The 21,829-nt window shown below is 70.9% G+C and carries 18 protein-coding genes; 3 read left to right on the forward strand and 15 right to left on the reverse strand.

Going from position 1 to position 21,829, the window contains the following annotated elements; translation table 11 throughout:
* Positions 1-34: 34 nt before the first annotated feature.
* The 5 genes from OG430_RS15450 to rimP form a co-directional block, all read right to left on the reverse strand.
* The gene (locus tag OG430_RS15450) at positions 35-328 is read right to left on the reverse strand and encodes a DUF503 domain-containing protein (RefSeq protein ID WP_327353075.1); all 294 of its coding nucleotides are present in this window, start codon (positions 326-328) and stop codon (positions 35-37) included.
* Positions 329-509: 181 nt separating this feature from the next.
* The gene (gene infB, locus OG430_RS15455) at positions 510-3,641 is read right to left on the reverse strand and encodes a translation initiation factor IF-2 (protein ID WP_327353076.1); all 3,132 of its coding nucleotides are present in this window, start codon (positions 3,639-3,641) and stop codon (positions 510-512) included.
* A 147-nt stretch (positions 3,642-3,788) separates the two neighbouring features.
* A complete protein-coding gene (locus tag OG430_RS15460) occupies positions 3,789-4,067 on the reverse strand; it encodes a YlxR family protein (protein ID WP_327353077.1) in 279 nt (92 codons plus the stop codon).
* A 149-nt stretch (positions 4,068-4,216) separates the two neighbouring features.
* Positions 4,217-5,203 carry a transcription termination factor NusA gene (gene nusA, locus OG430_RS15465; protein WP_327353078.1) on the reverse strand — a complete coding sequence of 329 codons (987 nt, stop codon included), beginning with the start codon at positions 5,201-5,203 and terminating at the stop codon, positions 4,217-4,219.
* 2 nt (positions 5,204-5,205) lie between these two features.
* Positions 5,206-5,745 carry a ribosome maturation factor RimP gene (rimP, locus tag OG430_RS15470; protein WP_327353079.1) on the reverse strand — a complete coding sequence of 180 codons (540 nt, stop codon included), beginning with the start codon at positions 5,743-5,745 and terminating at the stop codon, positions 5,206-5,208.
* Positions 5,746-6,002: 257 nt separating this feature from the next.
* Between rimP and OG430_RS15475 the strand changes: the two genes are divergently transcribed.
* From OG430_RS15475 to OG430_RS15485, 3 genes are read left to right on the forward strand one after another with little or no spacing between them, the layout of a single operon-like run.
* Positions 6,003-6,521, forward strand: a complete 519-nt coding sequence (locus OG430_RS15475) for a hypothetical protein (protein WP_327353080.1) — start codon at positions 6,003-6,005, stop codon at positions 6,519-6,521.
* Positions 6,518-6,982 carry a ferritin-like domain-containing protein gene (locus OG430_RS15480; protein WP_327353081.1) on the forward strand — a complete coding sequence of 155 codons (465 nt, stop codon included), beginning with the start codon at positions 6,518-6,520 and terminating at the stop codon, positions 6,980-6,982. Before OG430_RS15475 ends, OG430_RS15480 begins: the two co-directional genes overlap by 4 nt.
* 57 nt (positions 6,983-7,039) lie before the next feature.
* Positions 7,040-7,930, forward strand: a complete 891-nt coding sequence (locus OG430_RS15485) for an aminoglycoside phosphotransferase family protein (RefSeq protein ID WP_327359107.1) — start codon at positions 7,040-7,042, stop codon at positions 7,928-7,930.
* 134 nt (positions 7,931-8,064) lie between these two features.
* Here OG430_RS15485 and OG430_RS15490 read toward each other — a convergent pair whose 3' ends face one another.
* From OG430_RS15490 to OG430_RS15535, 10 genes are all read right to left on the reverse strand, one after another.
* Entirely contained in the window at positions 8,065-9,765 is a 1,701-nt protein-coding gene (locus OG430_RS15490) for a proline--tRNA ligase (protein ID WP_327353082.1), read from the reverse strand.
* Positions 9,766-9,842: 77 nt separating this feature from the next.
* Complete coding sequence (locus tag OG430_RS15495; RefSeq protein WP_327353083.1) at positions 9,843-10,391, reverse strand: GNAT family N-acetyltransferase; 549 nt, start codon at positions 10,389-10,391, stop codon at positions 9,843-9,845.
* A 72-nt stretch (positions 10,392-10,463) separates the two neighbouring features.
* Entirely contained in the window at positions 10,464-11,315 is an 852-nt protein-coding gene (locus tag OG430_RS15500) for a GNAT family N-acetyltransferase (protein WP_327353084.1), read from the reverse strand.
* 156 nt (positions 11,316-11,471) lie between these two features.
* The gene (gene ispG, locus OG430_RS15505; protein WP_327353085.1) at positions 11,472-12,629 is read right to left on the reverse strand and encodes a flavodoxin-dependent (E)-4-hydroxy-3-methylbut-2-enyl-diphosphate synthase; all 1,158 of its coding nucleotides are present in this window, start codon (positions 12,627-12,629) and stop codon (positions 11,472-11,474) included.
* A gap of 171 nt (positions 12,630-12,800) precedes the next feature.
* Positions 12,801-14,105, reverse strand: a complete 1,305-nt coding sequence (locus tag OG430_RS15510) for a M50 family metallopeptidase (protein WP_327353086.1) — start codon at positions 14,103-14,105, stop codon at positions 12,801-12,803.
* Positions 14,102-15,415: a 1-deoxy-D-xylulose-5-phosphate reductoisomerase gene (dxr, locus tag OG430_RS15515; protein WP_327353087.1), complete on the reverse strand. Its 1,314-nt coding sequence runs from the start codon at positions 15,413-15,415 to the stop codon at positions 14,102-14,104. The genes OG430_RS15510 and dxr overlap by 4 nt, the downstream gene beginning before the upstream one ends.
* 36 nt (positions 15,416-15,451) lie before the next feature.
* Positions 15,452-16,180, reverse strand: coding sequence for a hypothetical protein (locus OG430_RS15520; RefSeq protein ID WP_327353088.1), 729 nt, complete (start codon positions 16,178-16,180; stop codon positions 15,452-15,454).
* A gap of 82 nt (positions 16,181-16,262) precedes the next feature.
* Positions 16,263-18,212 carry an acyl-CoA dehydrogenase family protein gene (locus OG430_RS15525; RefSeq protein WP_327353089.1) on the reverse strand — a complete coding sequence of 650 codons (1,950 nt, stop codon included), beginning with the start codon at positions 18,210-18,212 and terminating at the stop codon, positions 16,263-16,265.
* Between the two features lie 188 nt (positions 18,213-18,400).
* Positions 18,401-19,846 carry an aldehyde dehydrogenase family protein gene (locus OG430_RS15530; RefSeq protein WP_327353090.1) on the reverse strand — a complete coding sequence of 482 codons (1,446 nt, stop codon included), beginning with the start codon at positions 19,844-19,846 and terminating at the stop codon, positions 18,401-18,403.
* Positions 19,847-20,036: 190 nt separating this feature from the next.
* Positions 20,037-21,698, reverse strand: coding sequence for a PucR family transcriptional regulator (locus OG430_RS15535; protein WP_327353091.1), 1,662 nt, complete (start codon positions 21,696-21,698; stop codon positions 20,037-20,039).
* Positions 21,699-21,829 lie beyond the last annotated feature (131 nt).

Below are 21,829 nucleotides of genomic sequence, written 5' to 3' on the forward strand. Positions count from 1 at the left end.
TTTCTTGCTTTCTCCGTACGTTCTTCTACGTACGTCAATCATCGTCGCCGTGCAGCCGTCGGCGCACCGACAGCAGGTCCACTTCCGGCCGGGCGGCGACCAGGCGCTCGCACCGGTCGAGCACGTCCGACAGGTGCCCCGAGTCCCCCGACACCACCGCCACACCGATCTCGGCCCTGCGATGGAGGTTCTGGTCGCCGACCTCCGCCACGCTCACCGCGAACTTGCGATGCAGCTCGGCGACGATCGGCCGGACGACGGAGCGTTTCTCCTTCAACGACCGTACGTCGCCGAGGAGCAGATCGAAGGACAGAGTCCCCACATACATGTATGTCCGGATGTCCCGCCGGTACGGGTTCGAGGGCCCTGCCGGTCCGTGGGCCGCCGCAGGGGCGCCCTTGGCAGGGACGTCGAAACCGTACACGCAACGGCCGGGGCCGATCGACGGAATTTCTCCCGTCGACCGGCCCCGAACCGTGCACCGGGGCAAGGCCCCGGAGCGATGCTGATCAGCCGCGCGGCTTCTCGCGCATCTCGTACGTCGCGATGACGTCGTCGATCTTGATGTCGTTGAAGTTTCCGAGGTTGATACCGCCCTCGAAGCCTTCGCGGATCTCGGTGACGTCGTCCTTGAAGCGGCGCAGACCGGAGATGGTGAGGTTCTCCGCGATGACCTTGCCATCGCGAAGCAGGCGCGCCTTGGTGTTGCGCTTGACCTCGCCGGACCGGATGAGCACACCGGCGATGTTGCCCAGCTTGGACGAACGGAAGATCTCGCGGACCTCCGCCGTACCGAGCTCGACCTCTTCGTACTCCGGCTTGAGCATGCCCTTGAGGGCCGCTTCGATTTCCTCGATCGCCTGGTAGATGACCGAGTAGTAACGGACGTCCACACCCTCGCGCTCGGCCATCTGCGCGGCACGACCGGCCGCACGGACGTTGAAGCCGATGACGATGGCGTCGGAGCCCATGGCCAGGTCGATGTCCGACTCGGTGACCGCACCCACACCGCGGTGCAGCACCCGGATGTCGACCTCTTCGCCGACGTCGAGCTGGAGCAGCGAGGCCTCGAGGGCCTCCACCGAACCGGACGCGTCGCCCTTGATGATGATGTTGAGGTCCTGCACCAGGCCCGCCTTGAGCACCTGGTCGAGGTCCTCGAGGGACACCCGGCGGGTGCGCTTGGCGAACGCGGCGTTGCGCTCACGGGCGGCGCGCTTCTCGGCGATCTGACGCGCGGTGCGGTCTTCGTCGACAACCAGGAAGTTGTCGCCGGCGCCCGGCACGTTGGTCAGACCGAGGACGAGGACCGGCGTCGAGGGCTCAGCGACCTCGACGTTCTCGCCCTTGTCGTCGAGCATGGCGCGCACGCGGCCGTAGGCGTCGCCCGCGACCATCGTGTCGCCGACGCGCAGCGTGCCTCGCTGGACCAGGACGGTGGCGACAGCACCACGGCCCTTGTCCAGGTGGGCCTCGATCGCAATACCCTGCGCGTCCTGCTCCGGGTTGGCCCGCAGGTCGAGCGAGGCATCCGCGGTCAGGACCACGGCCTCGAGCAGGGAGTCGATGTTCAGACCCTGCTTGGCGGAGATGTCGACGAACATGGTGTCGCCGCCGTACTCCTCGGCCACCAGACCGAACTCGGTGAGCTGACCGCGCACCTTGGTCGGGTCGGCACCCTCGACGTCGATCTTGTTGACCGCGACCACGATCGGCACGTCGGCCGCCTTGGCGTGGTTCAACGCTTCGATCGTCTGCGGCATGACACCGTCGTTGGCCGCCACCACGAGGATCGCGATGTCGGTCGACTTGGCACCACGGGCACGCATGGCGGTGAACGCCTCGTGACCCGGGGTGTCGATGAAGGTGATCTTGCGCTCTTCACCGTTGACCTCGGAGGAGACCTGGTACGCACCGATGTGCTGCGTAATACCGCCGGCCTCGCCCGCAACGACGTTCGTCTTGCGGATCGCGTCCAGAAGTCGGGTCTTACCGTGGTCGACGTGACCCATGACGGTCACGACCGGCGGACGCGAGACGAGGAACTCCTCGCCGCCCTCGTCCTCGCCGAACTCGATGTCGAAGGACTCGAGAAGCTCGCGGTCCTCCTCCTCCGGGCTGACGATCTCGACGGTGTAGTTCATCTCGCCGCCGAGCAGGTGCAGCGTCTCGTCGGAGACGGACTGCGTGGCAGTGACCATCTCGCCGAGGTTCATCATCACGGCCACGAGCGACGCCGGGTTGGCGTTGATCTTCTCCGCGAAGTCGGTCAGCGAAGCACCACGCGACAGGCGAACGGTCTCGCCGTTGCCGCGCGGCAGCATGATGCCGCCCACCGACGGGGCCTGCATGGCCTCGTACTCCTGGCGCCTCTGCCGCTTCGACTTGCGACCACGACGCGCGGGACCACCGGGACGACCGAAGGCACCCTGCGTGCCACCACGGGCACCGGGACCACCGGGACGACCGCCACCGGGGCGACCGGCGAAACCGCCGCCACCACCGGGACGACCGGCGAAACCGCCGCCACCGCCACCGGGACCACCGGGACGACCGGCGAAACCGCCGCCACCGCCACCGGGACCGCCCGGACGACCGGCGAAGCCGGGACGACCTGCGCCGCCGCCACCGCCGGGACGACCGCCGCCACCGGGACCACGGCCACCGCCGCCGCCGGGGCCACCACCGGGACGCGGACCGGCAGCGGGACGCTGCGGCATCATGCCCGGGTTGGGACGGTTACCGCCGCCGCCGGGACGCGGGCCACCGGGGCCTGCACCCTGCGGACGAGGCATGCCACCGGGGCTCGGACGGGCGCCGCCCTGACCCTGGGGACGGGGACCACCCTGGCCTGCACCCTGCGGGCGCGGGCCGCCACCCTGGCCGGCGCCGGGGGCGCCACCAGGTCCACCGGGGCCCGGACGGGCGCCGCCGGGACGGGGCGCCTGGGGGCGCGCCATGCCGGTGGAACCGCCGGACGTGAAGGGGTTGTTGCCCGGACGCGGACCCGCGGGACGGGCACCACCGGGACGGGCGGGACGCTCGCCGCCGGGACGCGGGGCACGCTCGCCACGGTCACCGCCGGGACGGGACTGGCCCTGACCACCCTGACCACCCTGGCCGGGGGCCGGACGGCCACCGGGCTTGGGAGCGCCGGGGCGCGCACCTGCGGGCTTCTGACCGGCCGGGGCCGGAGCCGGGGCGGACGGAGCTGCAGCGGCCGGGGGCGCGCTGAACTCCGGCTGCGCCACGGGGGCAGGAGCCGGCTTGACCGCGGGCTTCGGGCCGGGACGGGGTCCGGGCGCCGCAGGGCTCGCGGGCTTCTCTGCCGCGGCGGGCTTGGCGACAGGCGCCGCCGGCGCGGGCTTGGGGGCGGCGGGCTTGGCAGCCCCCGCCGGGGACGGTGCCGGCGCGGCCGGCTTCGCGGGCGCGCTCTTGCGCGGCGCCGCGGGCTTGGCAGCGGACTTGCCGGCGTTGCCACCGGGTCCCTGCAAAGCGTCGGTCAACTTGCGTACAACAGGCGCCTCGATCGTCGAGGACGCCGAACGTACGAACTCACCGAGTTCCTGGAGCTTGGCCATGACGACCTTGCTCTCAACTCCGAACTCCTTGGCGAGTTCGTATACCCGGACCTTAGCCACTTCGCTCCTTTTAGGTCCGGGTTACGCCGGACCGTCGCTACTTCATGGGCGTACTCATCGCGTGCTCATCGAGTGCTCATCGCAATCTCGACCTACTTCCAACTCGCGGTGGTATCGGGCCGCACGGGGCTCCGCACGGCACACTTCTTACGGTTTCGCCTGCTCGACATACCGGCTCAGAGCCGCGGTGTCGAGCGGCCCCCGGACTCGGAACGACCGGGAGAACGCCCGGCGGCGCACCGCCAGGTCCAGACAGGCCGACACGGGGTGCACATACGCACCTCGGCCGGGCAGCGTACCGCGCGGGTCGGGGACGCAGGCGTCCTCGACCAACACGATCCGCAACAGCTCACTCTGGGCCGCTCGCTCCCGGCAACCCACGCAGGTTCGCTCAGGGCATGCTCGGGCATGCGTCCGGCCAGACACGCTTAAGTCTACCTCCCCGCAACGACCTCACCCATTTGGGGCAAGAATCGAACGGCTGTCGTCTTGATCTCGTTCTTCGCAGATCGGAGCCGAGATCCGCTCGAGCCCGGGTCGAGCCCGGGCCGATCGTCGCTCGGCCCCTGCGCCGACTACCGCTCGGGCTGCTCGGTGTCCGGGCGGATGTCGATGCGCCAGCCGGTGAGGCGGGCGGCCAGGCGGGCGTTCTGGCCCTCCTTGCCGATGGCGAGCGACAGCTGGTAGTCCGGCACGGTCACCCGGGCCGAGCGGGCCGCCAGGTCGACGACCTCGACCTTGCTGACGCGGGCCGGGGACAGGGCGTTGGCCACCATGTCCGCCGGGTCGTCCGACCAGTCGACGATGTCGATCTTCTCGCCGTTGAGCTCGGCCATGACGTTGCGCACACGGCCGCCCATCGGGCCGATGCAGGCACCCTTGGCGTTCAGGCCGGAGCGGGTGGACCGTACGGCGATCTTGGTGCGGTGGCCGGCCTCGCGGGCGATGGCGGAGATCTCCACCGAGCCGTCCGCGATCTCCGGGACCTCCAGCGCGAAGAGCTTCTTCACGAGGTTCGGGTGCGTGCGCGACAGGGTCACGGACGGACCGCGGACGCCCTTGGCCACCCGGACCACGTACGAGCGCAGCCGCTGCCCGTGCTCGTACGTCTCGCCCGGGACCTGCTCCTGCACCGGCAGGATCGCCTCGAGCTTGCCGATGTCGACAAGGACGTTCTTCGGGTCGCGGCCCTGCTGGACGACGCCCGTGACGATGTCGCCCTCACGGCCGGCGTACTCGCCGAGCGTCGCGTCGTCCTCGGCGTCGCGCAGGCGCTGCAGGATGACCTGCTTGGCGGTCGTCGCGGCGATCCGGCCGAAGTCGGACGGGGTGTCGTCGAACTCCTTGGGCTCCTGGCCCTCTTCGAGGTCGTCGGCCTCTTCCTTCGCCCACACGGTCACATGCCCGCTGTCGCGGTCGAGCTTGACGCGCGCGCGGCGGCGGCTTCCCTCGGTGCGGTGGTAGGCGATGAGGAGCGCCGACTCGATCGCCTCGACCAGCAGGTCGAAGGAGATCTCCTTCTCCCGGACCAGACCCCGCAGGGCACTCATGTCGATGTCCACGGCTACGCCTCCTCTTCGTTCTCTGCGTCTGCGTCTTCTGCGTCTGCGTCGTCTGCGTTCTTGTTCTTGCGGTTGAACTCGACCTCTACGCGCGCCTTGGCGATCTCGCCGAAGGTGAGCCTGCGGGCGGTGGGCTTGCGCCCCTTCACGCCCGGCACCTCTAGGTCGAGGCCTTCGTCGTCCACACCCAGGATGCGCGCGATGAGCTCGCCGCCGCCGTCGGTCAGCTGGAACTTCACCAGGCGGTCGACAGCTCGCTCGTAGTGGCGGTGCTCGGTCAGCGGGCGCTCGGCGCCCGGGGAGCCGACCTCGAGGTTGTACTCGCCGGCGCCCATGGCGTCCGTCTCGTCGAGCTTCGCGGAGAGCGCGCGGCTCACCTCCGCGATCTGGTCCAGATCCACGCCGGACTCGGAGTCGATCACGACTCGCAGCACACGCTTGCGCCCTACGGATTCCACTTCGATCTCTTCAAGATCGAGGCCCTGGGAGCTGACGAGGGGTTCCAGTAGGTCCCGCAGCCTCTCGCTCTGGGTCGTGCTCATCCGGGTGACTCCTCGGCCGCGTGTGCTGTTGTGGTTGCCTTGCTGGACGCAAGTGCAGGTCTGCGTGTCAGGTCAAAGGGTATCCGGTCGCGCAGGGTGTTGCCGCCCGCCCGTCGCCCGACCACCGCCCCTCAACGACGGCGCTACGCGCCGACTGCACCCATCGGGTCGGCCCGAAGGTACGGTGATCAAGGGCTGTGGCCCTTCTCCTGTTTTTCTTCCAGATCCTTCTTACGAGCCTCACGAGGACGTCTGCCGTGCCGTTCACCACGCCGTCGCGTACAGGGTCCCGCCCGGGCCCCCACAGAAGGAGCCTGCTCGCCGCAGCCACCGGAGCCGCGCTGCTCACGGGCTGCTCCGACAGCGGCTCGGACACCGCGGGAAAGCGCCCCAAGGCCGCCGCACAGGCACGCGTGCGCGCCGCCCGGGAGAGCGCGGGGCTCGTCGAGCACTACGACGCGGTGATCGCGGCGTACCCGGCGCTCGCGGACCGGCTGCGGCCGCTGCGCACGGAGGCCGGGCGGCACCTGGACGCGTTCGGAGGGCCGCCGAAGCCGTCCGCCTCCCCCTCGGCCTCCGCGTCGCCGGACGCCCCCGTCCACGTACCGGCGTCCGAGAAGGAAGCGCTCGCCTCGCTGGCCGCGGCGGAGCGCCGGCTGGCCGACGCCCGGCGCAAGGCGCTCCTGGACGCCCCCGCGGAGCAGGCGAGGCTCCTCGCCTCGGTCGCTGCGGCGGGCGACGCGCACGCGTATCTGCTCGGGGAGGCCGGCCGATGAGCTCCGAACTGCTTGACACGTACCAGGCCGCGCTGCGGGCCGAGCACGCCGCGGTCTACGGGTACGGGGTCGTGGGCGGCCGGATCCGCGAGGGCCGCCGCGACGAGGCGCGCTCGGCGTACGACGCGCACCGGGCCCGCCGTGACGAACTGCAGCGCACCGTGCGGGACTTGGGCGGCACCCCGGAGCAGGCGTCGGCGGCGTACGCGCTGCCGTTCCCGGTGCCGGACTCCGCTGCGGCGACCCGGCTCGCCGCCGATGTCGAGGACCGGGTCGCGGGCGTCTACGCCGATGTCGTACGCGCCACCGAGGGCGAGCGGCGGTCCGCCGCAGCCGACGCGCTGCGCGAGGCGGCGGTGCGGGCGGTGCGCTGGCGGGGCAGCAGCGTAGCCTTCCCTGGGCTCGCCGAGCGGGCCACGGCCGCTGCGCCGCCGCCCTCCGCCGCGACGCCGCAGACCTGAGCAGCACCACTGACGACACTGAGCAGGGCGAAAGGAATCACTCAGCGCATGTCGCGCATGGCTTTCGAACCGCCGCAGCGCCTGGTCCGGGCGCTCGGCGAATCCCCGGACGTCGACTCGTCCGGCTGGCTCGACCGGCTGCCCGAACTGGCCGAAGCGGCCGCCCTTCGGGGCGAGTTGAGCGTCGAGCGGGTGCACGAGCCCGGCGGGCGCTCCAGCCTGGTCGCCCTCGTGCGACAGGCGGACGACGCCCCCGCCGTACTGAAGCTCGCCCCGCCGGCCGCCCGGCCGGACCTGGAGGCCGCGGCGCTGGCCCACTGGGACGGCTGGGGCGCGTGCCGGCTGCTGTCCGCCTCGGACGGGTTCCTCGTCCTTGAGCGGCTGCACCCGGAGGTGTCGCTGCGGGCGCTGCCCGAGGCGAAGGCGCTGCTCGAGGCGGCGGGGACGGTGCGGCGGCTGTGGGTCGAGCCGCCTGCCGGGCACGGCTTCGAGTCCGTTGCCGCCCGGACGGAGCGGCGGGGCTCGGCGATGGCGTCGGCGGACGCGTCGGTACGTCCGCTCGTCGATGCGGCGCTTGCCGCGCGGGCCGAGCTGGTGGCGTCGCCGGATGCCGAAGTGGTGCTGCTGCACGGGGAGTTCGGGCAGGGCAAGGTCCTTGCCGGCGATCGGACGCCGTGGCTCACGGTGGGGCCCTCGCCGGTGGTGGGCGAGCGGGCGTACGACCTGGGCCGGCTGGCCCTGGACCGGCTCGATGACCTGGTCGCGTCCAGCAGTGGGGCCGGTACGGCCCGGCGCCGGGTCTCCAAGCTGGCGGATTCGCTGGAGGTCGATCGGGATCGGGCTCGGGGGTGGACGCTGTTCCGGGCCGTCGACTCGGGCACGCGGGCCCTTCGGGCGGGGCGGCGTCGTCAGGCCGAGGTGCTGCTCGAGTTCGCGTCCTGGCTTTGAGTTTCCCCGCCCCGCCCCTTCCCGAAAGTCCTGCGGACGGCCTGGGGCTTTGCCCCTAGCCCCCTTTGTCCTCAAACGCCGGACGGGCTGATTCATCAGAGATGAATCAGCCCGTCCGGCGTTTGAGGACTAAATCAGTTGGCGGTGATCCGCGCGATCGCCTCCGCCACCGGCAGCTCCTCGCGCTCCCCGGTCCGGCGGTCCTTGAGCTCGACCACGCCCTCCGCGGTGCGGCGGCCCGCGACCAGGATGGTCGGGACGCCGATCAGCTCCGCGTCGGTGAACTTCACGCCCGGCGAGACCCCGGCCCGGTCGTCCACCAGGACCCGAACGCCCGCGGCGCTCAGCTGCTCGGACACGTCCAGCGCCAGCTCGATCTGGGCCGCCTTGCCCGCCGCCACGACGTGGACGTCGGCAGGGGCGACCTCGGCCGCCCAGCACAGGCCCTTGTCGTCGGCCGACTGCTCGGCGAGCGCGGCCACGGCACGCGAGACGCCGATGCCGTACGAGCCCATCGTGACCCGCACCGGCTTGCCCTGCTGGCCGAGGACGTCGAGCTGGAAGGCGTCGGCGTACTTGCGGCCGAGCTGGAAGATGTGGCCGATCTCGATGGCACGGTCCAGCTTGAGGCCGGTGCCGCAGGACGGGCAGGGGTCGCCCTCCTGGACCACGACGACGTCCACGTACTCCTCGACCTCGAAGTCACGGCCCGCGACGACGTTCTTGGCGTGCTTGCCCTGCTTGTTGGCGCCCGTGATCCACGAGGTGCCGGGGGCGATCCGCGGGTCGGCCAGGTACGTGACCTTGCCGAGGCCCTGCGGGCCGACGTATCCGCGTACGAGATCGACGCGGCCCTCGAAGTCCTCGGCCGTCACCAGCTCGACGGCGGCCGGCGCGAAGTGCGCCTCGACCTTGTCCATGTCGACCTCGCGGTCGCCGGGAACACCGATGGCGACGATGTCGCCGTCGACCTTGACGAGGAGGTTCTTCAGGGTGGCCGACGCGGGGACGTCCAGGTGCGCGGCAAGGGTCTCGATGGTCGGGGTGTCCGGGGTGTCCAGCTCCTCCACCGCGGGCACCGCGCTGCCGTCGACCGGCTTGAGGGCGTACGTGATCGCCTCGGTGTTGGCGGCGAAGTCGCAGCTCGGGCAGTCCGCGAAGGTGTCCTCGCCGGCGGTGGCCGGGGCAAGGAACTCCTCGGACTTGGAGCCTCCCATCGCACCGGCGGTCGCGGCGCAGATGCGGTAGTCGAGGCCCAGGCGCTCGAAGATCTTCTGGTACGCGGCGCGGTGCAGCGCGTACGACTCGGCGAGGCCCTCGTCGGTCGTGTCGAAGGAGTACGAGTCCTTCATCAGGAACTCGCGGCCGCGCAGCACACCGGCGCGGGGGCGGGCCTCGTCGCGGTACTTGGTCTGGATCTGGTAGAGGATCACCGGCAGGTCCTTGTAGGACGAGCACTGGTCCTTCACCAGCTGGGTGAAGATCTCCTCGTGGGTCGGGCCGAGGAGGTAGTCGCCGCCCCGGCGGTCCTTGAGGCGGAACAGCTCGGCGCCGTACTCCTCCCAGCGGCCGGTCGCCTCGTACGGCTCCTTCGGCAGCAGCGCGGGGAGCAGCACCTCCTGGGCGCCGACGGCGTCCATCTCCTCGCGCACGATGCGCTCGACGTTGGCGAGGACCTTCAGGCCGAGCGGCAGCCAGGACCAGACGCCGGCGGCGGTGCGGCGTACGTAGCCCGCGCGGACGAGCAGCTTGTGGCTGAGCACCTCGGCGTCCGCCGGGTCGTCACGCAGTGTCTTGACCATCAATCGGGACATGCGCTGGACCTGGGCTGCCATGGTGAACACTCCTGCTGGGATCAGTCTCTGAATGCTCAGGAGGTTAGCCGGGGGGCGGCCGGGTGCGGTAATCGGATTCAGTGCCTGCGCAGCGGCAGCGGGGCGCCCATCACGGCATAGGGCTTGGGAGCGCTGGGGAAAAGGACCTGCCGGGCCAGGTCCGTGTAGCCGAGCGAGCGGTACAGGCCGCGGGCCGGGCTCTCGATGTCGATCGCCGAGAGGATCGAGCGGGGATGGACCGCGGCGTCCGTGATCTTGGTGATCAGGGCGCGGCCGACGCCGCGGTTCTGGTAGCGCGGGTGGACGTGCAGCTCGGTGATCACGAAGGAGTCGTCGAGCCAGCTCTCGTGGCCCTGGCTGCGCAGATACGGCTCGACGACCGTGGACCACCAGTGGGCGCGGTCGTTGGGCATGCCGTAGACGAAGCCGACGAGCCGGCCTTCGTCGTTGGTGGCGCCCAGGGCGCGCGCCTCGGGGTAGCTGATGTGCCGGAGCACGATCTGACGGCGTACGCCGACCTCGTCGTCGCTGAGACCGAAGGCGAGGGCCTGCACGGCCAGCGCCTCGTCCACGCGCGCGGCGAGGTCGAGGGGTCCGATCGCTACTTCGGCGAGGCGGTCAGTCATGTCGCGAACCTTACTTGGCGATCCGCCGGGCGGGGCCAGGGTCGGACAGGCGGGCCGCAGGGCCGGTCCGGGTCAGAACAGCACGCTCATGAACGCGCCGACCTCTTCGAAGCCGACGCGTCGATAGGCCGCCCTGGCCGCGGTGTTGTAGTCGTTGACGTACAGGCTGACCACCGGGGACACATCCGCGAGCGCATAGCGCAGGACCGCGGCCATGCCGGTCTCGGACAGGCCCCGGCCGCGGTGTTCGGGGGCGACCCAGACGCCCTGGATCTGGCAGGCGCTGGGGGTCGCGGCGCCGATCTCGGCCTTGAAGACGACCTTGCCGGTCTCGGGGTCGAGGCGCGCGAACGACCGTCCGGAGCCGACGAGTTCGGCCACCCTGGCCTGGTAGAGCAGGCCGCCGTCGCCCGCGAGCGGGGAGACGCCTACCTCCTCGGTGAACATGGCGACGCAGGCCGGCATGATCGCGTCCATCTCGTGCTTGCGGATGCGGCGCACGTACGGATCGGGCGTGACGGCTTCGGACGGGCGCGTGGTCACCATGAGGGGCTGATGGGCGCGGAGGTCGCGGGGCGGGCCCCAGCTGGGTTCGAGGAGCTTCCACAGCAGGGCGGTGGGCTCGGCGGGGCCCACGATCGAGGAGCAGCGGCGGCCGGTGCGGCGGGCGCGGTCGGCGAAGGCGCGGACGGCCTCGGGGGTGGCGCAGAGCGGGACGAGGTTGGCGCCCGCGTAGCAGAGGGAGCGCAGTCGGCCGCCCTGGTACCAGCCCCACATCTCGCCGCCGAGACGCCAGGGGTCGAGGCCCGCGACCTGGACGCGGGAGGTGACGAAGGCGTTGTTGACCGGCTCGCGCCCGAGAACTTCGAGGGCGGCGTCCAGGTCGGCGGGTTCGAGGACCCTGGTGGTGGTCTGAGTCAACACGTTCGCGGGGGCCTCACGGATGCGGGCTACTGATCTCCGCACTGTAACCGAGACGGCCGAGCCCCGTCCTCGCGTACTGCAAGAACAGGGCTCTGGCCTGGCTTTATGTGACTACGTACAAGATCTGCGCACCTCGTACGAGAGGGTGCTGCGGCGTCAGCCGGCGACCGATACCTGCGGCTCGCCGGACTCGATGCCGTCCTTCTCCATCTGCTCGGCGATCTTCATCGCCTCGTCGATGAGGGTCTCCACGATCTTCGACTCGGGGACGGTCTTGATGACCTCGCCCTTGACGAAGATCTGGCCCTTGCCGTTGCCGGAGGCGACGCCGAGGTCGGCCTCGCGGGCCTCTCCCGGGCCGTTCACGACGCAGCCCATGACGGCCACGCGGAGCGGGACCTCCATGCCCTCGAGGCCCGCGGTGACCTCTTCGGCGAGCTTGTAGACGTCCACCTGGGCGCGGCCGCAGGACGGGCAGGAGACGATCTCCAGGCGGCGCTGCTTGAGGTTCAGGGACTCCAGGATCTGCATGCCGACCTTGATCTCCTCCACCGGCGGGGCGGAGAGGGAGACGCGGATCGTGTCGCCGATGCCCTCGGCGAGCAGCGCGCCGAAGGCGACGGCCGACTTGATGGTGCCCTGGAAGGCCGGGCCCGCCTCGGTGACGCCGAGGTGCAGCGGGTAGTCGCACTGGGCGGCGAGCTGACGGTAGGCATTGACCATGACGACCGGGTCGTTGTGCTTGACCGAGATCTTGATGTCGCGGAAGCCGTGCTCCTCGAAGAGGGAGGCCTCCCACAGGGCCGACTCGACGAGCGCCTCGGGGGTCGCCTTGCCGTACTTCTTCAGGAGGCGGGCGTCGAGCGAGCCCGCGTTGACGCCGATGCGGATCGGGGTGCCCGCGTCGCCGGCCGCCTTGGCAATCTCCTTGACCTTGTCGTCGAACTGCTTGATGTTGCCCGGGTTGACGCGGACCGCGGCGCAGCCGGCGTCGATCGCGGCGAACACGTACTTCGGCTGGAAGTGGATGTCCGCGATGACCGGGATCTGCGACTTCTTCGCGATCGTGGCGAGCGCGTCGGCGTCGTCCTGGGTCGGGCAGGCGACTCGGACGATCTGGCAGCCGGAGGCCGTGAGCTCGGCGATCTGCTGCAGCGTGGCACCGATGTCGGACGTACGCGTCGTCGTCATCGACTGCACCGAGACGGGGGCGTCACCGCCGACCGCCACGGTCCCGACCTGGATCTGCCGCGAGTGACGGCGCTCGGCGAGCTTGGTCGGAACGGACGGCATTCCCAGAGAAATCGCAGTCATCTGCTGTGCAACCCCAAGGTGTGGATCAGGCGGATCAGGTCCCGTGATCGGCGGGCTCCAGCCTTCGAGATTACGTCACCACCGACGGCCCGAGCACACTGCGTCCAGAAGTCCACCCAAAGGTGGGCGGCCAGACACAAAGAGTGTCCGGCCGCCATGAATCCTGGTCATTCAGGAGATTTTCACCGGGTTGACCACGTCCGCGATGAGGACGAGCACGGTGAAGCAGATGAAGATCCCGGCCACCACATAGGCGACGGGCATCAGCTTCGCGACGTCGAAGGGGCCGGGGTCCGGCCGCTTGAAGACCCGCGCGAAGGTGCGGCGTACGGACTCCCAGAGCGCTCCCGCGATGTGCCCGCCGTCCAGCGGGAGCAGCGGCAGCATGTTGAACAGGAAGAGGGAGAGGTTGAACCCGGCGACCAGGAACAGCATCATCGCGATGCGGTTCTCCGGCGGGATGTCGAGCGCGATCACATCGCCGCCGACGCGGGCCGCCCCGACCACGCCCATCGGGGAGTCCGGCTTGCGCTCGCCGTCACCGAAGGCCGCGTCCCACAGGTCGGGGATCTCGGACGGCAGCGCGATCATCGCGTGGACGCCGTCCTCCATCATGTAGCCCATGCGGTCGACGGATTCGCCGAAGGACTGCTTGACGATGCCGGAGGCGGGGGTGAAGCCGAGGAAGCCCGCGTCGACGTACTTGTCGTTGACGTAGTCGCCCCGGCCGTTGACCGCGTTGACCTTCTTCTCCACCAGCTTGGGGTGCAGGTCGAGGCGCTTGCCGTCGCGCTCGACGGTGAGCGTGACCTTCTGGTCGGCGTGGCTGCGGATCTGGCTCTGCAGGACCGACCACTTGTCGATCGGCTGTCCGTTGAAGCCGACGATCTTGTCGCCCGCCTTCAGGCCCGCCAGCGCGCCCGGCGAGGGCTCGTCGCCCTTCTTGCAGTCACGGTTGCCGTCCTTCTGGGCCACGATGCAGTCGGAGACCTTGCTGACGGTGTTCGTCTGCTGGTTCCAGCCGAACGTCGTCAGCACGCCGAGGAAGATCGCGACCGCCAGGATCAGGTTCATGAAGGGCCCGGCGAACATCACGATGACGCGCTTCCACGGCTTGCGCGTGTAGAAGAGGCGCTTCTCGTCGCCGGGCTGGAGCTCCTCGAAGGCCGCCGAGCGGGCGTCCTCGATCATGCCTCGCCAGGGCGAGGTGGAGCGGGCCTCGAGCTTGCCGTCGGGGCCCGGCGGGAACATGCCGATCATGCGGATGTAGCCGCCGAGCGGGATGGCCTTGATGCCGTACTCCGTGTCGCCCTTCTTGCGCGAGAAGATGGTCGGGCCGAAGCCGACCATGTACTGCGGGACGCGAATCCCGAAGAGCTTCGCCGTCGACAGGTGCCCCAGCTCGTGCCAGGCGATCGAGAAGAGCAGCCCGATTACGAAGATCACTATGCCGAGGATCGTCATCAAGGTCGTCATGCACGAGCCTCCGCAGTTGCCTCTGTCGTCGCTGTCGCCTGTGCTGCAAGTCCGGCCAGTTCACGGGCCCGGGCGCGCGCCCAGGTCTCCGCATCGAGGACGTCCGAGAGGGTGAGAGAGGTTCCCGAACTCGGTGTGCCGTGCTCGGCCACGACCTCGGTGACGGTCTCCATGATGCCGTTGAAGGGCAGTGAGCCGTTCAGGAAAGCGTCCACGCACTCCTCGTTGGCGGCATTGAACACCGCCGGGGCCGTGCCCGCGAGCGCACCCACGTGCCGGGCGAGCCCGACCGACGGGAACGCCTCGGTGTCCAGCGGGAAGAACTCCCAGCTGGACGCCTTGGACCAGTCGAAGGCCGGGGCGGCGCCCGGCACCCGCTCGGGCCAGCCGAGCCCGATGGCGATCGGCCCTCCCATGTCGGGCGGCGTCGCCTGGGCGAGGGTCGAGCCGTCGGTGAACTCGACCATGGAGTGCACGTACGACTGCGGGTGCACGACGACCTCGATGCGGTCGAAGGGGATGTCGTAGAGGAGGTGCGCCTCGATGACCTCAAGACCCTTGTTGACCAGCGTCGCGGAGTTGATGGTGATCACCGGGCCCATCGCCCAGGTGGGGTGGGCGAGGGCGTCCTCGGGGGTCACGTCGGCGAGTTCGGCCTTCGTGCGTCCCCGGAAGGGGCCGCCGGACGCGGTCACCACGAGCTTCTGGACATCGGCGCGCTTGCCGGCGGCGAGGGCCTGGAAGAGCGCGGCGTGCTCGGAGTCGACCGGGATGATCTGGCCCGGCTGGGCGAGCGCCTTGACCAGGGGGCCGCCGACGATCAGCGACTCCTTGTTGGCGAGGGCCAGGGTGCGGCCCGCCTCGAGGGCGGCGAGCGTCGGCGCGAGGCCGATCGAGCCGGTGATGCCGTTGAGCACGGTGTGGCACTCGCTCGCGGCGACGTCCGTGGCGGCGTCGGGCCCGGCGAGGATCTCGGGCAGCGGCTCCCCCGGTCCGTACTGCGCGGCGAGCGCCTCGCGCAGGGCGGGCACGACGTCCTTGCGGGCGACGGCGACGGTACGTACCCGCAGCTGCCTGGCCTGCTCGGCGAGCAGTCCGACCCGGCCGCCGGCCGCGGAGAGCGCGGTGACGCGGAAGCGGTCGGGGTTGCGCAGGACCAGGTCGATGGCCTGGGTGCCGATCGACCCCGTGGAGCCGAGGATGACGATGTCCCGGGGCCCGGCGGCGTCCGTGTCGCCGCCGGGGGCTGTGCGCCCGACGGGATCGAAGACGAGGTGCGGGTCGGCGAGGGGGGCTGGACTGTCGCTCATGCCCCCATTCTTGCCGCACTCGGGCGCCGAATGTGGTCACGGGGTGCGTCGGAACTTCTTCCACTGCGCGTCGATCACGTCCTGCGGTACGCCGCCGAAGTCCTTGGTGCTGAGCTGATCGGCCCGGAAGGACAGGAGGGTTGAGCCGGAGCGGACGACGGTGAGGTAGTCGTAGAGCTTGATGTCGGCCTCCTTGACGTCCTGCGTGACGATGCGGAAGGCGTGGGCCTCGTCACCCAAAGCAGGCGCCTTCAGCGTCTCGACCTTCAGGACCTTTGCCTCGACGAGCGTCCGCTCCTCGGTGAAGCCGCCCGCACACTCCTCCCCCGCCCTGCCGAGCGCCGTCATGACTACGGCGGCCTCCTCCGCGGTGTAGGAACGCAGGTGGAGATCGGTGTCGATGGCGTCGCCGAGATCGGCGTACTGGTCGGATACGTCGCGGACGACCTCGGCGACAGGGTCGTGCTGTGTGGCCCCCTCGGTGAGGCTGACGAGCGGCTGGCAGACCTCCGGCTGCGCGGTGTACATGTCGCTGATCGGCGCGTCGCCGCCACTGGGCTTCGTCACCCCGTACGTGCCGAATTCGCCCTCGAGAACCGCGGCGTGCAGCTGCCTCTCGGTGAGCGGCTTCGGGCCCGCCTGGGCGGAGGACCCGGAGTTCTGCCGGTCACCGTCGTTCCCGCCACCGCCGCAGGCGGCCGTGGCCATGAGAACGGCCGCCGCACATGCGGCGGCCGCGATACGTCGTCCCTGCTTACCGGACATCCCCACCCCTGAGTTCGCGCGCTCGACTGATCGAGCAGTCGCCGATTGTGCACCATGCCCAGGGGCGGGGAACGGGCGGTCCTCAGCGGATCGGACGATGCACGTTCTCGTTCTTCGCCGGCCCCGGTGTCGCGTCCGCGATCCACGGGCCTTCGCCGCTCGGGTCGACGATGCCCTGTTCGAGCCAGGTGTACGTGCCGCCGAGGACGCCGTCCACGACCTTGCGGTCCAAGTCGTCGGTGTTGGTCCACAGGCGGGCGAAGAGCTCGTCGACGCGGATGCGGGACTGGCGGCAGAAGACGTCGGCGAGCTGGTAGGCCTCGCGGCCGTAGTCCTCCGTCGTGCGCAGGAGCTCCGCCCGTACGCAGGCCGCGCTCATCGCGAAGAGCTCCGCGCCGATGTCCACGATGCGGCCGAGGAAGCCCTGCTTGGTCTCCATGCGGCCCTGCCAGCGGGACATCGCGTAGAAGGTGGAGCGGGCCAGTTTGCGGGATGCCCGCTCGACGTACCGGAGGTGGGTGGAGAGGTCGCGGTGTCCGGACGGGTGGAAGTCGGCGTACGTACGCGGGAGTTGGCCGGGACCCGCCACCAGTTTCGGCAGCCAGCGGGCGTAGAAGCCGCCCGCCCGCGCGCCCGCCTTCGCCTTGTCGGAGAGGGACTTGTCCGGGTCGATCAGGTCGCCCGCCACCTTCAGGTGCGCGTCCACGGCCTCGCGGGCGATGAGGAGGTGCATGATCTCGGTCGAGCCCTCGAAGATGCGGTTGATGCGCAGGTCGCGCAGGACCTGTTCGGCGGGGACCGCGCGCTCGCCGCGCGCGGCAAGGGATTCCGCCGTCTCGAAGCCTCGGCCGCCACGGATCTGGAGCAGCTCGTCGGCCATCAGCCAGGCCATCTCGGAGCCGTACAGCTTGGCGAGGGCCGCCTCGATGCGGATGTCGTTGCGGTCCTCGTCCGCCATCTGGGAGGAGAGGTCCAGTACGGCCTCCAGCGCGAACGTCGTCGCCGCGATGAAGGAGATCTTGCCGCCCACGGCCTCGTGCTTGGCGACCGGCTTGCCCCACTGTTCGCGGGCCGCCGACCACTCGCGGGCGATCTTCAGGCACCACTTGCCGGCGCCCACGCACATCGCGGGGAGGGAGAGACGGCCGGTGTTGAGGGTGGTCAGCGCGATCTTGAGGCCCGCGCCCTCGGGGCCGATGCGGTTCGCCGCCGGGACCCTGACCTGGTGGAAACGGGTCACGCCGTTCTCCAGGCCGCGCAGGCCCATGAAGGCGTTGCGGTGCTCCACGGTGACGCCCTCGGACGCCGCCTCGACGACGAAGGCCGTGATGCCGCCCTTGTGGCCCTCGGACTTGGGCACGCGGGCCATGACCACGAGCAGGTCGGCCACGACGCCGTTGGTGGTCCACAGCTTCACGCCGTCGACGACGTACGAGTCCCCGTCGGGCACCGCCGTCGTCGCGAGCCGCGCCGGGTCCGACCCCACGTCCGGCTCGGTGAGGAGGAACGCCGAGATGTCGGTGCGGGCGAGGCGGGGCAGGAAGGCGTCCTTCTGCTCCTGGGTGCCGAAGATCTTGAGCGGCTGCGGGACCCCGATCGACTGGTGCGCGGAGAGCAGCGCGCCGATCGAGGGGTTGGCCGAACCGACAAGCGCCAGCGCCTTGTTGTAGTACACCTGGGTCAGTCCCAGGCCGCCGTACTTCGTGTCGATCTTCATGCCGAGCGCGCCGAGCTCCTTGAGGCCGTTGATGACCTCGTCCGGGATCTGCGCCTCGCGCTCGATCCGGGCGCTGTCGATCTTCGTCTCGCAGAAGTCGTGCAGCTTCGCGAGGAACTCCTCGCCGCGCTGGGCGTCCTCGTCGGGCGGCAGGGGATGCGGGTGGATCAGGTCGAGCCGGAAGCGGCCGAGGAACAGCTCCTTGGCGAAGCTCGGCTTGCGCCAGTCCTGTTCGCGCGCCGCCTCGGCCACCTGGCGGGCTTCCCGCTCAGTGACCTTGGGCTGGCTCGGCTGGTTCGGGGATGGTGCGGACATGAGGCTCACCTCGCCGCGAGTCGGGGCGTTACCGGCCGGTGCTACTCGGTCGTATCTACCCGATCTGGCCTCTCCCCACCAGACTGCGCGCGCCGATCGGAGCATCCGCAACGCCCAGTGGCCGGAACCCCGCGACGGGGTTCCGGCCACTGAAGTGGGTGCGTACGCACACGTGGATGCGTACGGGCTTACAGGTCCAGGCCGGTGAGGACCATGACGCGCTCGTACGTGTAGTCGTCCATCGCGAAGCGGACGCCCTCGCGGCCGACGCCGGACTGCTTCACGCCGCCGTACGGCATCTGGTCCGCGCGGTAGGACGGGACGTCGCCGACGATCACGCCGCCGACCTCCAGGGCGCGGTGGGCGCGGAAGGCGGTCTGCAGGTTGTGCGTGAACACGCCTGCCTGCAGGCCGTACTTGGAGTCGTTGACCGCCGCGAACGCCTCGTCCTCGCCGTCGACCTTCTTGACCGTGAGGACCGGTCCGAAGACCTCCTCGCAGGAGATCGTGACATCGGCCGGTACGTCGCCGAGCACGGTCGGCGCGTAGGTGGCGCCGTCGCGCTTGCCGCCGGTCAGGAGCTGGGCGCCGGCCTTGACGGCCTCGTCGACCCAGGACTCGACGCGCTTGGCCGCGTCCTCGCTGACGAGGGGGCCGACGTCAGTCTTGGCGTCCGAGGGGTCGCCGGTGACCTGGGCCTCGACGGCCTTGACGATGCGCGGCAGGAGCCGGTCGTACACGGACGCGTCCGCGATCACTCGCTGGACCGAGATGCAGGACTGGCCGCCCTGGTAGTTCGAGAAGGTCGCGATGCGGGTCGCGGCCCAGTCGAGGTCGGCGTCCGAGGAGAAGTCGCCGAGGACGACCGCGGCGCCGTTGCCGCCGAGCTCCAGGGTGAGGTGCTTGCGCGGGACCGAGTCCATGATCGCGTAGCCGACCTTGTCGGAGCCCGTGAAGGAGATGACGGGCAGCCGCTCGTCCTGGACCAGGGCCGGCATGTGGTCGTTGGCGACCGGCAGGACGGACCAGGACCCGGCCGGGAGCTCGGTCTCGGCCAGCAGCTCGCCGAGGATGAGGCCGCTGAGCGGGGTGGCCGGGGCCGGCTTGAGGATGATCGGGGTGCCGACCGCGATGGCCGGGGCAATCTTGTGGGCGCACAGGTTCAGCGGGAAGTTGAACGGCGCGATGCCGAGGACGACGCCCTTGGAGAAGCGGCGGGTCAGCGCGAGCCGGCCCTGGCCGCCCGCGTCGGTGTCGAGGCGCTGGGCCTCGCCGCCGTTGAAGCGGCGGGCCTCCTCGGCGGCGAAGCGGAAGACCGAGATGGCGCGGCCGACCTCGCCGCGGGCCCACTTGATCGGCTTGCCGTTCTCGGCGGAGATCAGCTGGGCGATCTCCTCGGTGCGCTCGACCAGGCGCTTGCTGACGTGGTCGAGGGCGGCGGCGCGTACGTGGGCGGGGGTGGCGGCGAACTCGTCGCGTACGGCGTACGCGGCGGCGACGGCCTCTTCGACCTGGGCGTCGGTCGGGATGCTCGCCTTGGCGACGAGGCGGCCGTCCCAGGGCGAGGTGACGTCGAGCGTGGTCTCGCCGGTGGCCTGGCGGCCGGCGAGCCAGAAGGCGTGGGTGTCGGTCATGGGCCCGGCCCTTCCGCGGTTGGGGTCTGCTTCGGAGGTCTTCCCTCCACCGTAGGGCGGTGGGGCTCGCGGGGCGTTTATCCGGGGCGGAGTGGTTGGGTGGGTTCGGGTGCCGTTATGGCAGGGGTGTAAACGCCGGAAGGGCGGAAGGCGTCGCAGACTTACGGGAAGGGGCGGGTAGGGGAAATGATCACTCGGACGCCGCAGCCGTCGCCTTCAGCGCCAGCCAGAGCTCCATCCGGGCATCCGGGTCGTCCAGGGAGCGGCCGAGGATCTCCTCGACTCGGCGCATCCGGTAGCGCAGCGTATGCCGGTGCACGCCCAAGTCCGCCGCCGCAGCGTCCCATTGGCCGTGCCGGGAGAGCCACGCCCGGAGAGAGGCGACCAGGTCGCCACGGCCGGTGGCGTCGTGCTCGTGCAGCGCCCGGAGCATGCCGTCCGCGAACGCGCGTACCGCGTCGTCGGCAAGGAGCGGCAGGACCGAACCCGCGGCCAGTTCCTCGTGCTCGACCAGCGCCCGGCCCCGGCGACGGGCGACGGACAGGGCCTGCTCGGCCTGCTTGTACGCGGAGGCGGCCGCGATCGGTCCGGCGGGGGCAGAAAGGCCCACGACCAGCTCGTCGGCGTCGGGGGTGGGTTGGTCCCGGCCCTTCACCCGGGCGGCTTCCAGCGCCTCCGCGTGCTGGACGCACGCCGCGACCGCGGCGCCGCCGTCCGCGATGAGCAGGACAAGCCGGTCCCCCGCGTCCGGCACGACCAGGACCGCCTCGCCGGAGCGGGCCGCCCCGGCCTCGACCACGTCGGCGAGGGCGACCAGCGGGTCGCCGTCCCCGTTCTCGGGGTCGGCCGGCGGAGCGGGAGGCGCGCCCGCCACCACCGCGTGCCCGTCGGCGTGGGCCCGGGCGGCGGTCGCGGACGCCGTCTCGGCGATGAGCAGGCGGAAGGGCGCGTCGAGGAGGCCTCCGTACAGCTCGCCCGCGACCGTGCGGGCATGGTCGGGCTCGCCGGCCAGGAGCATGCGCAACACCGCGGCGCCCAGGCGCTGTTCGGCCGAGTGCAGCGAGCGCGAGCGCTCCGTGGTGAGGGTGAGCAGGGCGATCGCGGAGTGCAGGGCATAACGCTCGGCGGTGCCCAGCGGGGCGGCCGTACCGACGGCGAGCGCGGTGCGCGGCCGGCGCCCGGTGCCGATGGAGTGCAGCTCGACCCGGTCGTCGGCGCCGCTGACGACGGAGCTCGCGGGGGCAGGACGGTCGTGCAGGCGCTCCACGTCGGAGGTGAGCCGGGCGGCGCGGCGGGCGGCCCACTTGGGGGCGGTGGCGACGACGGCGCCGGACGCGTCGAACAGCGCGGCCCAGCCGTCGACCTGCCCCGCGAGCGCGGCGAGCAGCCCCTCGGGCCCGCCGGACACCGCCTGCTTGGTCAGCTCGCGCTGGGCGGCGAAGCCCGCGGTGACGGAGCGGTACTGGTCGGCGGCGATGGCGGCCGACACCGCCTTGCTGATGGCCAGGAACGGAGTGCGCCGTGGCACCTCCAGGAGCGGCATGCCCTCGGTCTCGGCCGCCTTCACCAGGGCCTCGGGGATGTCCTCGTACGCCACCCCGACGGCGAAGCCCAGCCCGATCACCCCCGCCTCCACCAGGCGCTTCACATAGCGGCGCATGGCCTGGGGCTCCTCCGCCTCCAGCTTCAGCGCGGTGATCAGGAGCAGCTCGCCGCCCTCCAGGTAGGGCACCGGGTCGGCGAGCTCGCTGACGTGGGCCCAGCGGACGGGGGTGTCCAGGCGGTCCTCCCCCGCGCGCACGGTCAGCTTGAGCGCGGAGTGATGGACGAGCGAGGCGAGCGTGGGCGGCATGGGGCCTTCAAGGCTTCCGGTAGTGCGGGCTGCGGCAGCAGTCGGAATGGGGTGGTGCGCTTTGGCCGTGCTGTACGAACAGCACAAGGCGATTGTGCCTCAGTGTATGGACAAGTCGTGCCGCCTCGTGG

The sequence above is a fragment of the Streptomyces sp. NBC_01304 genome (assembly GCF_035975855.1).
In the GTDB taxonomy this organism is placed as follows: Bacteria; Actinomycetota; Actinomycetes; order Streptomycetales; family Streptomycetaceae; genus Streptomyces.

Bases quoted from the DNA above. Each gene is read 5' to 3' on its own strand.
- OG430_RS15480 (WP_327353081.1), top strand. From the start codon at position 6,518: ATGAGCTCCGAACTGCTTGACACGTACCAGGCCGCGCTGCGGGCCGAG.
- OG430_RS15530 (WP_327353090.1), bottom strand. From the start codon at position 19,846: ATGACCGACACCCACGCCTTCTGGCTCGCCGGCCGCCAGGCCACCGGC.
- OG430_RS15520 (WP_327353088.1), bottom strand. From the start codon at position 16,180: ATGTCCGGTAAGCAGGGACGACGTATCGCGGCCGCCGCATGTGCGGCG.
- dxr (WP_327353087.1), bottom strand. From the start codon at position 15,415: ATGAGCGACAGTCCAGCCCCCCTCGCCGACCCGCACCTCGTCTTCGAT.
- OG430_RS15450 (WP_327353075.1), bottom strand. From the start codon at position 328: ATGTATGTGGGGACTCTGTCCTTCGATCTGCTCCTCGGCGACGTACGG.
- ispG (WP_327353085.1), bottom strand. From the start codon at position 12,629: ATGACTGCGATTTCTCTGGGAATGCCGTCCGTTCCGACCAAGCTCGCC.
- OG430_RS15510 (WP_327353086.1), bottom strand. From the start codon at position 14,105: ATGACGACCTTGATGACGATCCTCGGCATAGTGATCTTCGTAATCGGG.
- OG430_RS15490 (WP_327353082.1), bottom strand. From the start codon at position 9,765: ATGGCAGCCCAGGTCCAGCGCATGTCCCGATTGATGGTCAAGACACTG.
- rimP (WP_327353079.1), bottom strand. From the start codon at position 5,745: ATGAGCACGACCCAGAGCGAGAGGCTGCGGGACCTACTGGAACCCCTC.
- OG430_RS15525 (WP_327353089.1), bottom strand. From the start codon at position 18,212: ATGTCCGCACCATCCCCGAACCAGCCGAGCCAGCCCAAGGTCACTGAG.
- OG430_RS15495 (WP_327353083.1), bottom strand. From the start codon at position 10,391: ATGACTGACCGCCTCGCCGAAGTAGCGATCGGACCCCTCGACCTCGCC.
- OG430_RS15485 (WP_327359107.1), top strand. From the start codon at position 7,040: ATGGCTTTCGAACCGCCGCAGCGCCTGGTCCGGGCGCTCGGCGAATCC.
- OG430_RS15535 (WP_327353091.1), bottom strand. From the start codon at position 21,698: ATGCCGCCCACGCTCGCCTCGCTCGTCCATCACTCCGCGCTCAAGCTG.